15 protein-coding genes are annotated in these 13,919 nt (G+C 62.4%); 6 read left to right on the top strand and 9 right to left on the bottom strand.

The window, feature by feature from the left end; genetic code table 11:
• Nucleotides 1-5: 5 nt before the first annotated feature.
• Nucleotides 6-215, bottom strand: coding sequence for a hypothetical protein (locus tag C7451_RS17385; RefSeq protein ID WP_110300165.1), 210 nt, complete (start codon nucleotides 213-215; stop codon nucleotides 6-8).
• A gap of 119 nt (nucleotides 216-334) precedes the next feature.
• On the opposite strand from C7451_RS17385, the gene C7451_RS17380 reads away from it, so the two are divergent.
• The 4 genes from C7451_RS17380 (at nucleotide 335) to C7451_RS17365 (ending at nucleotide 3,738) form a co-directional block, all read left to right on the top strand.
• On the top strand, nucleotides 335-859 hold the full coding sequence (locus C7451_RS17380) for a shikimate kinase (protein WP_425266507.1): 525 nt from the start codon (nucleotides 335-337) through the stop codon (nucleotides 857-859).
• Nucleotides 847-1,974 carry a 3-dehydroquinate synthase gene (gene aroB, locus C7451_RS17375; RefSeq protein WP_110300163.1) on the top strand — a complete coding sequence of 376 codons (1,128 nt, stop codon included), beginning with the start codon at nucleotides 847-849 and terminating at the stop codon, nucleotides 1,972-1,974. The genes C7451_RS17380 and aroB overlap by 13 nt, the downstream gene beginning before the upstream one ends.
• A gap of 100 nt (nucleotides 1,975-2,074) precedes the next feature.
• Nucleotides 2,075-2,767, top strand: a complete 693-nt coding sequence (locus C7451_RS17370; protein ID WP_110300162.1) for a DUF6975 family protein — start codon at nucleotides 2,075-2,077, stop codon at nucleotides 2,765-2,767.
• 128 nt (nucleotides 2,768-2,895) lie between these two features.
• Nucleotides 2,896-3,738 carry an AAA family ATPase gene (locus C7451_RS17365; protein ID WP_110300161.1) on the top strand — a complete coding sequence of 281 codons (843 nt, stop codon included), beginning with the start codon at nucleotides 2,896-2,898 and terminating at the stop codon, nucleotides 3,736-3,738.
• A 6-nt stretch (nucleotides 3,739-3,744) separates the two neighbouring features.
• Here C7451_RS17365 and C7451_RS17360 read toward each other — a convergent pair whose 3' ends face one another.
• Nucleotides 3,745-5,145, bottom strand: a complete 1,401-nt coding sequence (locus C7451_RS17360; RefSeq protein WP_110300160.1) for a methyl-accepting chemotaxis protein — start codon at nucleotides 5,143-5,145, stop codon at nucleotides 3,745-3,747.
• Nucleotides 5,146-5,296: 151 nt separating this feature from the next.
• Between C7451_RS17360 and C7451_RS17355 the strand changes: the two genes are divergently transcribed.
• Entirely contained in the window at nucleotides 5,297-6,484 is a 1,188-nt protein-coding gene (locus tag C7451_RS17355; protein ID WP_110300159.1) for a vWA domain-containing protein, read from the top strand.
• A gap of 18 nt (nucleotides 6,485-6,502) precedes the next feature.
• Here the strand turns inward: C7451_RS17355 and pip are convergent, their stop codons facing one another.
• The 3 genes from pip to C7451_RS17340 all read right to left on the bottom strand — a co-directional run bounded on the left by pip (nucleotide 6,503) and on the right by C7451_RS17340 (nucleotide 9,194).
• Nucleotides 6,503-7,450, bottom strand: coding sequence for a prolyl aminopeptidase (gene pip, locus C7451_RS17350; protein ID WP_110300158.1), 948 nt, complete (start codon nucleotides 7,448-7,450; stop codon nucleotides 6,503-6,505).
• 17 nt (nucleotides 7,451-7,467) lie between these two features.
• Nucleotides 7,468-7,803, bottom strand: a complete 336-nt coding sequence (locus C7451_RS17345; protein ID WP_146215401.1) for a hypothetical protein — start codon at nucleotides 7,801-7,803, stop codon at nucleotides 7,468-7,470.
• Between the two features lie 101 nt (nucleotides 7,804-7,904).
• A complete protein-coding gene (locus C7451_RS17340; protein WP_110300156.1) occupies nucleotides 7,905-9,194 on the bottom strand; it encodes a Xaa-Pro dipeptidase in 1,290 nt (429 codons plus the stop codon).
• A gap of 164 nt (nucleotides 9,195-9,358) precedes the next feature.
• Here C7451_RS17340 and C7451_RS17335 point away from each other — a divergent pair, with 164 nt between their 5' ends.
• Complete coding sequence (locus C7451_RS17335; protein WP_110300155.1) at nucleotides 9,359-10,138, top strand: helix-turn-helix domain-containing protein; 780 nt, start codon at nucleotides 9,359-9,361, stop codon at nucleotides 10,136-10,138.
• A 50-nt stretch (nucleotides 10,139-10,188) separates the two neighbouring features.
• Here C7451_RS17335 and lpdA read toward each other — a convergent pair whose 3' ends face one another.
• The 4 genes from lpdA to C7451_RS17315 all read right to left on the bottom strand — a co-directional run bounded on the left by lpdA (nucleotide 10,189) and on the right by C7451_RS17315 (nucleotide 13,860).
• Nucleotides 10,189-11,583: a dihydrolipoyl dehydrogenase gene (gene lpdA / locus C7451_RS17330; RefSeq protein WP_110300154.1), complete on the bottom strand. Its 1,395-nt coding sequence runs from the start codon at nucleotides 11,581-11,583 to the stop codon at nucleotides 10,189-10,191.
• Nucleotides 11,584-11,607: 24 nt separating this feature from the next.
• Nucleotides 11,608-12,048, bottom strand: a complete 441-nt coding sequence (locus C7451_RS17325) for a hypothetical protein (RefSeq protein WP_110300153.1) — start codon at nucleotides 12,046-12,048, stop codon at nucleotides 11,608-11,610.
• On the bottom strand, nucleotides 12,045-12,488 hold the full coding sequence (locus C7451_RS17320; protein ID WP_110300152.1) for an endonuclease domain-containing protein: 444 nt from the start codon (nucleotides 12,486-12,488) through the stop codon (nucleotides 12,045-12,047). The genes C7451_RS17325 and C7451_RS17320 overlap by 4 nt, the downstream gene beginning before the upstream one ends.
• 70 nt (nucleotides 12,489-12,558) lie before the next feature.
• On the bottom strand, nucleotides 12,559-13,860 hold the full coding sequence (locus C7451_RS17315; protein WP_110300151.1) for a pyruvate dehydrogenase complex dihydrolipoamide acetyltransferase: 1,302 nt from the start codon (nucleotides 13,858-13,860) through the stop codon (nucleotides 12,559-12,561).
• Nucleotides 13,861-13,919: the final 59 nt, after the last annotated feature.

The following is a 13,919-nucleotide window of genomic DNA, read 5'->3' as shown; positions in this document are numbered from 1 at the left end:
CGATATCAGCCCTCGGCTCCAGTGGAACTGGCAGCCCCGCCATTCTTCGCAGCAGCAGGCAACGGTATCGTCTTTTCCACGCGCTGCGTCGGCATTTCGCCGCCACGCGCCCATGCCAGAGCCAGCAGTCCGATCAGGGCTACGGCCAGCACTGCCAGAATGATCGGGCCCTTCGGCCGCCTGCGCCGTCCGTAATTCTGTCCGATAATGGCCATAGCCAGGATATTCTCCGTCAAAGGCAAGATAACTTGCGCCACCGCCTAGCCTATTTATAGGCTGCGCGGCAATGCTGCAGAACCGAAAATCCGATCCCGCGCGGCTGGCCGGGGATATCATGCGATGGCTCGACCGGCCCCTGGTTCTGGTGGGCTTGATGGGTGTCGGCAAGTCGACGGTCGGCAAGCGCCTTGCGAGCGATCTCGGCATCGGTTTTGTCGATGCCGATGAAGAGATCGAAAAGGCCGCGCACATGACGATCTCGGAGATTTTCGAAAAGTTTGGCGAGCCTTATTTTCGCGATGGCGAACGGCGTGTCATCTCACGCCTGATCGATGGCCAGCCGCGGGTCATCGCTACCGGCGGCGGCGCATTCATGAACGAGGAAACGCGTCAGCTGATCCTGTCTGGCGCGATCGCGATCTGGCTCAACGCCGATATCAAGACGCTGGTCGAGCGCGTGAGCCGTCGCAATACCCGGCCGCTGCTGCGCGACGGAAACCCCGCAGACGTGCTCACGCGGCTCGCCGAACAGCGCAACCCCATCTATGCACAGGCGCAAATCCATGTCCGCAGCAAGGACGGGCCGCACCACCGCACCGTCACATCGATACTGGAAGGATTGGTCGAATGGCACGGGTGAACATCGCGCTGGGCCAGCGCAGCTATGACATTCTGGTTCAGGCAGGCGCACTGGGCAGCATCGTCGAACACATCAAGCCGTGGGTGCAGCGCGGTCGGACGCTATGGGTGAGCGATTCCCAGGTCGCCGCGCATCACTGGGATGGCATCGCGGTGCAACTTGCCGAGGCCGGAATCGAAGCGCACCTCCATGTTGTGCCTGCGGGAGAGGCGAGCAAGAGCTGGGCGGAACTGTCTCGTCTCATAGACTGGCTGCTCACCTGGGGGGTTGAGCGCAGCGATACGATCTTCGCATTGGGCGGGGGCATGATCGGCGATCTCACGGGCTTTGCGGCTTCGATCGTCAAGCGTGGCTGCGAATTCGTGCAGGTCCCGACCACGTTGCTGGCACAGGTAGACAGCTCGGTGGGCGGCAAGACCGCGATCAACACCACAGCAGGAAAGAATCTGGTCGGCACCTTCCATCAACCGAGGTTCGTACTGATCGATCCCGAGGTGCTGGCAACGCTGCCGCCGCGTGAAATGCGTGCCGGCTATGCCGAGGTCGTCAAATACGGGCTGATCGACGATGCCGCCTTTTTCGACTGGTGCGAGACGCATGGGCAGCAAGTGCTTGCCCAGGATTCCGCAGCTCTCGAACATGCAATCGTGACATCCGTGTCGGCCAAGGCACGGATCGTCGGAGAAGACGAGCGCGAGACCAGGGATCGCCGAGCCCTGCTGAATCTCGGCCATACTTTCGGTCATGCACTTGAAGCAGATACCGGGTTCGGCGAACGATTGCTCCATGGCGAGGCGGTCGGCGTCGGCATGATCCTCGCCCTCCAGTATTCGGCGCGGCGTGGAGATTGCGATGCTGCAGACGCTGCACGCGTCGCCGCCCATTTTGCGGCCTGTTCTATGCCGACGACGCTGCAGGATACAGGGGTTTCTTCCGAAGGAGCAGCGCTGGTCGATCACATGCGCCACGACAAGAAAATGACCGGCGGCACTCTGCCCTTCCTGCTCCTGACGGGGATCGGCCAGACTTATGTAGCCCATGATGTCGATCTCGACGATGTGGCCCGATTCCTCGACGAACGGCACCGCTCCGCCGCACCGGCGGCGGTCTTGTAAACTTTCTCTTTAGGACGTTGGGTTAGAAGAACGCCGTGGGGGCAGGCCGAGCGCCTGCCTGCCACACCTCGTCCGCTCAGCCACTCAGGGAAGGAACCCAGTGTCGTTCATCCAGCCTGGAGCCTTTGATCGTGCGCAACCCGAGGCGGCTCCGCCGCGCTCGCTGGAGGCCGCGCTGGCGCAGGGCATGAGCGATACGCACGGCTTCGTTGCCCGGCTGGCTGACCGGGTCGCTCCGGCTCGCCCGGTCGACCTGGCCGATGCCGCGCACTTTCTGTGCCTGCTGCATGGCCGCTATCCCGGGCTGATCGACTATGCCGCGACGCGGAGCGCCGATCCTCAGGTCGGCAAATGGCTTGCACGTTCCTGCGAAGCCTTTGTCGGCGAACGCGCACTGCTCACCAAGCTGACCGTTGCAGCGGGCCCGATCACCAGTACGCCAGGTCAGGACAAGTGCACGCCAGCGATCATCAGCTTGCGCGGCGCATTGAACGCACTGTCCCAATCGGATCGGCAGGGATGTGCGCTAGGTGCGGCGTTCGCGCTGGTGCTCGACTGGTACATGATCCGTGAAGTTCTGGACGTGATCGGACAACGTACCGGGCTGGAGCCGCGTCCCACCACCCTGCCCTCGCGCGACGAAACGCTGGAAATGGCGGCGATGCTCGGCAGCAACCGGTCGATCGGTCGCGCGATGGGTTTCGGTGCCTCGCAGATGCTGGTGCAGCATCGCAATTTCTGGGACATGCTCGCTGAACGCGCACAGGCCCGCCGAGCCCAGGACGGGCTGTGACCGGTCCTATGAGGATCGGCGTGACGCAAACGTAAACGTAAAGCTGTGACGCTGTCCCCGCTTGCCAAGCCCGCCCGAGCCGCTTATCGCTTAAACGAACAGTTAATAGCGGCAGGAAGGCGAGGCTCATGCGTTTTGAAGGCACCAGCGACTATGTTGCAACCGATGACCTCAAGGTAGCGGTCAACGCTGCGGTTGCGCTGCGCCGCCCTCTGCTGGTCAAGGGCGAACCCGGCACCGGCAAGACCGTCCTGGCGCACCAGATTGCCGCGGCCGCCAACGCGCCGCTGATCGAATGGAACATCAAGTCTACGACCAAGGCGCAACAGGGCCTGTACGAATATGATGCCGTTGCCCGTCTGCGCGACGGTCAGCTCGGCGACGAGCGCGTCCACGACATCGCCAACTATATCAAGAAGGGCAAGCTTTGGGAGGCGTTCACCTCCCCCCAGCTGCCGGTGCTGCTGATCGACGAGATCGACAAGGCGGATATCGAGTTTCCGAACGACCTGCTGCAGGAACTCGATCGGATGGAATTCTATGTCTACGAAACAAAGGAACTGGTGAAGGCCCAGGAACGCCCGATCGTCGTGATCACGTCGAACAACGAGAAGGAACTGCCCGACGCCTTTCTGCGCCGCTGTTTCTTCCACTATATCAAGTTCCCCGATCGCGAGACGATGCAGGCGATCATCGATGTGCATTTCCCCGGTATCCAGAAGATTCTGGTGCAGAAGGCGCTCGAGATATTCTACGACGTGCGCGAGGTGCCGGGCCTGAAGAAAAAGCCTTCCACCAGCGAACTGCTCGACTGGCTGAAGCTGCTGCTGCACGAGGACATGCCGCTGGAAGTGCTGCAATCACGCGATCCCAGCAAGGCCATCCCGCCGCTGCACGGCGCGCTCCTCAAGAACGAGCAGGATGTGATGCTGTTCGAACGCCTGGCGTTCATGTCCAGGCGGAATAGCTGATCGGCTTCAGCGCATATAGGCGAGTTCGAAGTTTCCGTAATAGCGCCCCTTGATCCAGAGGGGCACGAAGATGTTGCGCAGGATGCAGCCGCTGTCGGCGGTGGGCTCAAAGCGATAGACGGCTGCGTAGTAACGGTCGTTCTTGTGCCGGATCGCGCCTGCGGTGGTGTGGTCGAGCACGATGATGCGGTTGCGGCAATGCGCTGCGTCATGCTGCGGGTCGCCTGTCGGCTCGTGCGATCTTTCCGAAATATGCGTCGGCAGATAGCCATCCTCGTTCGAGATCACGGCTCCATAGGCATTGTTGTCCTTGCCCCAGAACCGGTCGAGAATGGGGCGGATATGGGCATCCGCAAAACTGTTGAAGCGGTTGTCGAAGCGCTTGAGGCCGGGTTCACCACGCGGGCGGTAATTCCGGTCGAAGACGTCATCCAGGCCGATCTTTCCGGAATCGACGGCGCTTTCGATGATGTCGCGAATTTCGTCGCAGGTGCTGACCGCCATTTCCACAAACGGGTTGTCGCGGTGCGAGAGCCCGGTGTGCAGCAGCTGGTTGAACACCACGTTGGATAGCCCCTCCAGCTCGAGCGTCTGCCCGAGAGCGTTGTCGAGCTGATCGCTGCAACCGACAACGTCTTCCATGAAGACGAAAAGATTGTCGCACAGCTCACCTGTGTCCGAGCGGACGCCTCGGGTCGTGTCGGCGATGGCATCGGCCTTGGCCGCGACTTCGCGCATCATGTTTCCGGCTTCGCGAATCGTGACATCGATCGTTTCGAGGTGCCGCTGAGCGCTGCGGCTCTGTTCGACGCCCTTTTCCACCTGCGCCATGAAATGGCCCGCTTCGCTGCCCAGTGATCGCATCGTGCTGGAAATACGGTCGGTCACCTGGCGGGTGTCCTGGGCGAGCTTCTTCACCTCTCCTGCAACGACAGCAAATGTCGCACCCGCAGCGCCTGCACGCTCTGCCTCGATGGCCGCGTTAAGGGCGAGCATGTTGGTCGAACGGGCAATGGCGTCGATCGTCTGGCTGGCGGTAATGACATCGGCCATCGCGTTGGCAAAGCGCTTGACGTCCTCGCCCAGCCCCTGGATCAGCGCAATCAGATCGTGCAATTCGATCGCAGATACCTGCATGGTCTGCGAACCTTCGGCGAGGTTGCGATAGGCTGCCTGGCTTGTTTCGCGGGCGCTGGTTGTCGCGACGACGACCTGTTCCTGCTCTTCTGCGAGATTGCGCGCGATCTGTTCAAGATACGACCGCTTTTCGCCCAGCAGTGCCATTCTGCCCCGGACTGCGCTGACGATGCCGCCCACGCGCGAGGCGCCGATGACCGACTCGCCGCAGCTTTCTGCCATCTGCTCGACGGCATCGCTGTCTGGCGGGATAATGCGATGCTGATCCATCAAAGACCCTTGGTTCTGCTAAGCCAGATGACCTACCGCGCCATGGTTAAAACGGGGTAAAGCGCAGCGCCTGCACGCTTATTTCTTGCCAGATGTCTCGGCTGTCGGCATCGTTCCGCCTGCCGGAAACGTAAAGCAGCAGGGGCCGATAATGTTCTTTTCATTCATGGACGAATTGCGGAGCGCAGGGATTTCGGTGTCGCTAAAGGAGCACCTGATCCTGCTCGAGGCGCTGCATGCCCAGGTGATCGAACAGAGCCCTGAAGAATTCTATTATCTCTCTCGCGCCACGCTGGTGAAGGACGAAGGGCTGCTTGACCGGTTCGATCAGGTCTTTGCCAAGGTTTTCAAGGGCCTCGAGATGACCTTCCAGGGCAACGACAGCGCAACGATCCCCGAAGACTGGCTGAAGGCCGTTGCGGAGAAGTTTCTCTCCGAGGAAGAGATGGAAAAGATCAAGTCGCTCGGGTCCTGGGAAGAGATCATGGAGACGCTGAAGAAGCGGCTGGAAGAGCAGGAAAAGCGTCACCAGGGCGGCAACAAGTGGATCGGCACCGGCGGCACAAGCCCGTTCGGCAATGCGGGCTACAACCCAGAAGGCGTGCGCATAGGCGGCGAGAGCAAGCACAAGCGCGCGATCAAGGTCTGGGAGAAGCGCGAATACCAAAATCTGGATTCCACCCGGCAGCTCGGCACCCGCAACATCAAGGTCGCGCTGCGCCGTCTGCGGAGATTTGCGCGCGAAGGGTCTGCTGACGAGCTGGATATCGACGGCACGATCGACGGCACGGCCCGCCAGGGCTGGCTCGATATCCGTATGCGGCCCGAGCGGCACAATGCGGTGAAATTGCTGCTGTTCCTCGATGTCGGCGGATCGATGGATCCGTTCATCAAGCTGTGCGAGGAGCTGTTCTCCGCCGCGACGACCGAGTTCAAGAATCTCGAATTCTTCTATTTCCACAATTGCTTGTACGAGGGCGTGTGGAAGGACAACCGTCGCCGCTTCACCGAGCGCACCAACACCTGGGACATCCTGCACAAATACGGGCACGACTATAAGGTGATCTTCGTCGGCGATGCCTCGATGAGCCCCTATGAGATCAGCCATCCGGGCGGCTCGGTCGAGCATTTCAACGATGAGGCTGGCGCAGTGTGGATGCAGCGCGTCGTGAATACCTATCCAGCGGCGGCCTGGCTCAATCCGGTGCCCGAGAACCAGTGGGGCTATTCGCAATCGGTGCGGATGATCAAGGACCTGATGAAGGACCGCATGTATCCGCTGACGCTTGAAGGGCTCGACGATGCGATGCGCGAACTGGTGCGCAAGCACGGCAACTGAGACTGCGCGGGCAAGCGCTCAGGTCTTGCCCGCGTAGCGATCCGTTGCGGCAATCAGCTGATCGAGGATGCCGGGCTCCGAATAGGCATGGCCTGCGCCCTCGATCAGGTGAAAGTCCATGTGCGGCAAAGCCTTGTGCAGCGCCCAGGCATAATGCGCGGGGCATGGCATGTCGTAGCGCCCGTGCACGATTGTCCCGGGAGTGCCGCTCAGTCGATGGGCATTACGCAAAAGCTGATCCGGCTCCAGCCAGCAGCCATGCACGAAATAGTGCGTCTCGATGCGCGCAAAGGCGAGCGCATAATGGCCATCGTCATGCTGCTCGGTAAGGCGCGGATCGGGCAGCAGCGTTACGGTTTCGCCCTCGTACAGGCTCCAGGCGCGCGCAGCCCTGACCTGCAAATCCGGGTCGTCACCGGTCAGCCGCTTGTGATAGGCGGCCAGCATGTCGCCGCGCTCGTTCACGGGGATCAGCGCGGTGAATCGCTCCCATTTGTCGGGAAACATCTGCGAGACGCCGAACTGGTAGAACCAGTCAAGCTCGGCTTTGGTGCAGGTGTAGATTCCGCGCAGCACGAGCTGCGAAACACGGTCCTGATGCGTTTGCGCATAAGCGAGCGCGAGGGTCGATCCCCAGGACCCGCCGAAGACCAGCCAGTCGCTCGGCCCGACCATTTCGCGCAGGCGCTCGATATCTGCGACCAGATGCCAGGTGGTGTTGGCCTCCAGCGACGCATGCGGTGTCGATCGCCCGCAGCCGCGCTGGTCGAACAGCAGGACGTCGTACAGCGCAGGGTCGAAAAGCCGCCGGTGATCGGGCGAACAGCCTCCGCCCGGCCCACCGTGCAGGAACACGGCAGGCTTTGCGCCCGGTGTGCCGACCCGCTCCCAATAGATCTGGTGACCATCGCCGGTATCCAGCATGCCGCTGGCATAGGGCTCGATCGGCGGGTAGAGCGTCCGCACCGGGCGCCGCGAGCGGGTTACTTGCCGTGCCGCGTGTTGCTCGCCATGAAGTCCCCATAGCTGCCGACATAGCTGTCGATGATCATCTGGGTTTCATCATTGGCGTAGCTTTCGGCCTCGTCTTTCTTGCCGCCATATTGCATCTCGGCCTTGACCATCAGCTCGACCAGCTTCGCCTTTTCCGCAGGGCAAGCCGTCGCCGATTCCTTGGTGAAATCGGACTGCGGCTTCTTGGCATCCAGGCTCTCGTTGGTGAACTTGACCAGGCAGTCGTTGAACTCCTTGCGGGCGGTGTCGACCGGATCCGCAGCAACCATGGTCATTGCCATGGCGATCATCGCAGTGAGACTCATGCTCTTCTCCCCAGAAAGCAGATTGTGCGCAGCAATTAGCACTCCGCTTGCAGGCGTGGAAGCGGATTTGCGTCAGTGTTGCGGCAATTTACCGCATAATCTCAGCGAATTCGAACACCGCCCTGCACCACCGCATCGACGTTTTCGAGCTCGCGTACATCGGCCAGCGGGTCGCCATCGACCGCGATGATATCGGCATAGCGGCCTGGAGCGATTGCCCCCACTTCCTGCGCCTTGCCGAGCGCTTCGGCCGCATTCAGCGTCGCAGCACGGATCGCCTCAAGCGGGGTCATGCCATAGTCCACCATGACCTTGAACTGACCTCCGGCGGTCGCATGCGGCATGACCCCGGCATCGCTACCGAACACCATCTTCACGCCCGCCCGGTGCGCCTTGCGGAAATTGTCGCGCTGGATCTGCGCCACTTCGCGGTCCTTGCGCAGATTGTCTTCCATCACGCCATTCTTCGCGCCTTCGGCCTGGGTGTAATCGGTGTTGAAAATGTCCATCGAGAACCACACCGGCTGCTTGCGCTCTGCAGCCAGACGAATGCCTTCGTCATCGACCAGGCTGGCATGCTCGATCGTGTCGATACCGGCGCGGATTGCGGCCTTGATCCCTGCCGCGCCATGCGCATGAGCCGCCACGCGCAGGCCCCATTGATGCGCCTCGTCGGCAATCGCGCGCAATTCCTCTTCGGAAAGCTGCTGCTGGCCCGGCTCGGTGTTGCGCGAGAATACGCCTCCGGTGGCGCAGACCTTGATCACCTCAGCCCCATATTTGCGCTGCTCGCGCACCTTCTGGCGCAGCTCGGTCGGGCCATCGCCGACCGCGGGCGATTTCGCTGCGAACGAGGGCGGCAGATAGGTCTGGTCGCAATGCCCACCGGTTGCTCCGAGCGCGTGCGCAGCCGGCACGATGCGCGGCCCGACAGCCCAGCCCTCGCCGATCGCCTGCTTGAGCGCGACATCGTTATAGCCCTCCGACCCGACATTGCGGACGGTGGTGAACCCGGCTTCGAGCATCGCGCGGGCATTCGACGCGGCGACGAAGCTCCAGAACCGGTCGGTGAACTGCAGGTTGTTATAGCCTCCATAAGTGGGCGAGCTGTCCAGATGGACGTGCATGTCGATCAATCCGGGCAGCAGGGTCTTGCCCGAAAGGTCGATGTGCTGGACGTCCGCCCCCCATCGCACGGTGCGCGCATCGGCAATGGAGGTGATGCGACCGTTCTCGGTGAAGATCGCGGGGTACTCGGTGACCTTGCCGGTGACGACATCGACCATTTTGGCGGCGGTGATGACGGTACGCTGCGGCGCATCCTGCGCGATTGCCGCCGGTGCCATGCCGAGCGCGAGCGCAATTACCGAAACTAAAGCCAGTGTTTTCATGCTGAACCCCCTTCACCGCGCCGGTCGCTGGCGCTGCCTGATCGAACTTTCGCCATGAATTGCAGCGCGTTGCACCTGCTGGCAAGCAAAACCGCGTGCCGCCATGCGCCTACAAATTATTTGGGGTGGCTGGCCTTGGGTGTGCGGCCTAGATTGACGGGGTCATGAGCAACCCCGCCTCCCCTGCGCTCTGGTCGCTGACCGAAAAGGAAAAGCAGACGCTGCGCCTGATCGTAAGCGGGCATGACGCCAAGTCGATCGCGCGCGAACTCGACCTTTCGGTGCACACGATCAACGAGCGGCTGCGCGAGGCGCGGCGCAAGATGGCGGTGTCGAGCAGCCGTGAGGCCGCGCGCCTGCTGCACCAGGCGGAAGGCGCTACACCCCCCCAAAGTCTTGGGGACAGGGAAATCGGGGAAGCCTTGCCAGCCGCAAGGGGCGATCAGGGCTCCACGCCGCAACCCGGCGTCGGCGCGCCAGCCCGGCGTTCCGCCCTGATGATAGGAGCTTTTGCCATGACCCTCGCCCTTGGCCTGATGGCCTTTGCCGCCCTGCCCCTGATGACCGCAACCACCGCCAGCGCCGACGCTTCCGCACAGGTTGGCGAACAGGCGACCAACCAGCAGGTGGTGGATGCCGCCCGCCAGTTCCTTGCGCTAGTCGAAGCGAAGAAATGGGAGGAAAGCTACGCCGCTACTGGCAGCGCGTTCCGCAAGCTCAATACACTTCAGGTCTGGACCGACGTGTCCGAACAGGTCCACGCCCGCCACGGCAAGGCGCTCTCGCGCACGCTGCTGAGCCAGGAAAACCTCCCCGCCCCGCCCGCCGGTTACGAGGTCGTCAAGTTCCGCACGGTTTATGCGAACAAGGCCGAGGCGGTGGAAACGGTGACGCTAGATCGCGAGGGTGGTAAGTGGGTCGTGGTGGGGGTTACGGTGGGGTGAGGTGACAAAAGATGGTGCGCCGCGCGGGCAGCGCACCGTCTTTGCCAGGGTCAAAAATGGATCGCCCGCCCATAAGCGGACAACACGCCTTCGTGCATCATCTCGCTCAGCGTCGGGTGCGCGAAGACCGTGTGCATCAGCTCTTCCTCGGTCGTCTCGAGCTGGCGGGCGATGACATAGCCCTGGATCAGTTCGGTCACTTCCGCGCCGATCATGTGCGCGCCCAGCAGTTCGCCGGTCCTGGCGTCGAACACGGTCTTGATGAAGCCCTCGGCCTCGCCCAGCGCGATCGCCTTGCCGTTGCCGATAAAGGGGAAATTGCCGACCTTGACCTCGTGGCCCGCTTCCTTGGCCTTCGCTTCGGTGAGGCCGACGCTGGCGACCTGCGGGCGCGAATAGGTGCAGCCGGGGATGTTCCAGGTCTCGAACGGATGCGGGTTCTTGCCCGCGATATGTTCGACCGCGATGATGCCCTCATGGCTCGCCTTGTGCGCCAGCCAGGGCGGGCCGGTGACATCGCCGATCGCGCGGATGCCCGGCACATTGGTCTGGCCGAAGCCGTCGACGACGATATGGCCGCGTTCGGTCTTCACGCCGAGCGCTTCCAGCCCGATATCCTCGGTATTGGGAACGATGCCGATCGCAACGATCGCATGGCTGAAGCTGTGCTCCTCGCTCTTGCCGTCCTTCGTCTTGATCTTGGCCTTCACACCTTTGCCGTCGCTAGTCAGCGCCTCGACGCCCGCGCCGGTGAGGATGTTCATGCCCTGCTTCTTCAGCGCCTTTTCCATGAACGTGCTGACATCGGCGTCCTCCACCGGCAGGATGCGATCGAGCATCTCGACGATGGTGACCTCCGCGCCCATGTCGCTATAGAAGCTGGCGAACTCGACGCCGATCGCGCCCGAACCGATGACCAGCAGCTTGCTGGGCATTTCGGTCGGGGTCATCGCGTGGCGATAGGTCCAGATTGTCTTGCCATCGGCCTTGGCGAACGGCAGGTCGCGCGCTCGCGCGCCGGTCGCGACGATGATCTCCTTGGCCTCCAGTTCGCGCACCTGATCACCCTGGGTCACGGTCATCCTGCCCTTGCCGGTCAGCTTGCCGGTGCCTTCGACCACGGTGATCTTGTTCTTCTTCATCAGGCCCTTGACGCCCGCATTGAGCTGGCCCGAGACCGCGCGGCTGCGCGCGACGATCTTCTCGAGCTCGAAGCCCACTTTCTCGGCGGTGAGGCCGTAGTTGCCCGCATGGCTCATGTAATGGAAGATTTCCGAGGTGCGCAGCAGCGCCTTTGTGGGGATGCAGCCCCAGTTGAGGCATATGCCGCCCAGCCGCTCGCGCTCGACGATCGCGGTTTTCAGGCCGAGCTGCGCCGCGCGGATCGCGCTGACATAGCCACCAGGGCCCGAGCCCAACACGATGAGGTCGAATGTTTCAGCCATGGGCGGTCTCTTTCTTTCCGGTTCTTAGTTGGGTGACAGGCCCGCAGACGGGCCGTCGGAGGGGGAGGAAATCTTTTTCGGGCCGCGCTTGAGCAGGTCGAGATTGCACAGCATCCACACCAGGCCCGCCGCGACCGCAGGCGCATAGGCGAGCTCGGCATAGGCGACCACTTCGGTCAGCCACAGCACGAGCAGAAAACCGCTCTCCGCCGCCACGCCAAGCAGCAGCGGCACGCGCAGCCACGAAGGCGCGCGGCTGCGATCGAGCGCACAGGCGACCGCAGTCATGCAGAGCAGCACGGCAAACACCATGATGAAAGTGTAATAGGCATCCTCGGTACCGACGAACATGTCGCCGAGGTCCGCCGAGCCTTCCTGGAACAGCGTGAACACGAACCGGCTGGCGAGCGTCGCGATGCAGGTGGGGAGGAGCAAGCGGCGGAGGAGGAAGGTGAGGATGGTCATATTGCAGTGCCGTCAGCGCCATTATGGCCCCTCTCCCCTTGCGGGAGAGGGGTTGGGGAGAGGGGGCCTGCGCCAACCTCATTTTTCAGAAGCATTGCCAAAATCATCTCGCCCACACCTTCATCGTTGGTGAGAATGTCATAGTTCGAGAACCGCATGACCTGAAAGCCCTGATCTCGCAGATAAGCATCGCGTCTGATGTCGTGCTCGCTCTCCACATGCTGAGAGCCGTCCGCTTCGATGATCAGGCGGTGCTGGAAGCACACAAAATCCGCAATGTAGCGATCAATCCGAACCTGGCGCTTGAACTTGTAACCTGACAGGCGTTTGCCGCGGAGAATCTGCCAGAGCTTGAGTTCCGCATCGGTCGGTTCACTGCGCATGGCCTTCGCACGGGCACGGAGGAAATGGCGTTGGCCAGTATTGCGCCTGTCTCGCATCCCCCTCTCCCCAACCCCTCTCCCGCAAGGGGAGAGGGGCTATCAGGCCGGACTCAATCTGCGAATTCAACTAAGCCAGCATCCCCAGCGGGTTTTCGCACAGCTCCTTGAACGCCGCCATCAGTTGCGCGCCATCGGCGCCGTCGATGGCGCGGTGGTCGAAGCTACCGGTGGCGCTCATGACGGTAGCGATGCCAAGCGCGTCATCCACGATATAGGGTCGCTTCTCGCCCGCGCCGATCGCCATGATCATGCCCTGGGGCGGGTTGATGACCGCCTCGAAATGCTTGATGCCGAACATGCCCATGTTCGAAAGGCTGGCGGTGCCGCCCTGATATTCGTGCGGCTGGAGCTTGCCGTCCTTGGCGCGTCCGGCCAGTTCCTTCATCTCCGTCGAGATCGCGCCGACGGCCTTGGTTTCCGCGCCCACGATGATCGGGGTGATCAGGCCCGCAGGCGTGCTGACTGCAACCGAAATGTCGGCTCGGCTGTAGCTGATGAGCTGGTCGCCCGCGAAGGTGACGTTGCACTTGGGAACCTGGATCAGGCTCTTGGCGAGCGCCTTGATCAGCAGGTCGTTGACCGACAGCTTCACGCCTTGCGCTTCCAGCGCCTTGTTGAGCTCGGCGCGCAGCTTGAGCAGCTTGTCGAGCTGAACATCGACGGTGAGATAGATGTGCGGGATCGTCTGCTTCGCCTCGGTCAGGCGGCGCGCGATCGTCTTGCGCATGTTGGAGAGCTTGCTCGCCTCGTGCGGAATATCGGTGGTGAACGGTGCGGGCGCAGCAGCGGGCGCAGGCGTCGGCGCACTGGCGGCAGGAGCGGCGGCGGCCTGCGAGGCACCCGCGCTGGCCTGTCCGGGCCTGGCGTCCTCGACATCGGCCTTGACAATGCGGCCACCGGGGCCGGTGCCCTTGACAGTCGCAAGATCGATGCCCTTGGCCGCGGCAATGCGCTTGGCGAGCGGGCTGGCCTTGATGCGATCGTCGCTCGATGCAGCAGCCGGTGCAGGGCTGGGCGCAGGAGCAGGAGCAGGAGCAGGAGCACCCTCAACTTTGGCTTCGGGGGCGGGAGCAGGCGTCGGTGCCGGTGCGGGTGCCGCAGCAGCCGGCACATCGCTCACGTCTTCGCCCTCACCCGCGATGATCGCGATGACCTCGCCCACCTTCACATTGTCAGTGCCAGCGGGGATAAGGATCTTGGCGACCACGCCTTCGTCCACCGCCTCGAATTCCATGGTTGCCTTGTCGGTTTCGATCTCGGCCAGCAAGTCGCCGGATGCGACCGTATCGCCCTCCTTGACCAGCCATTTGGCCAATGTGCCTTCCTCCATCGTCGGCGAGAGGGCGGGCATTTTCAGATTGATAGGCATTGGGTGTTTTTCCCCCGATTCAGTGACCGGCGCCGTTCTCGACGCTTCAAGCCGTAGGG

The sequence above is a fragment of the Blastomonas natatoria genome (assembly GCF_003201955.1).
Lineage (GTDB): Bacteria > Pseudomonadota > Alphaproteobacteria > Sphingomonadales > Sphingomonadaceae > Blastomonas > Blastomonas natatoria.
Note: the sequence above shows the minus strand (reverse complement) of the source record. Positions and strands in the feature narration are given on the sequence as shown.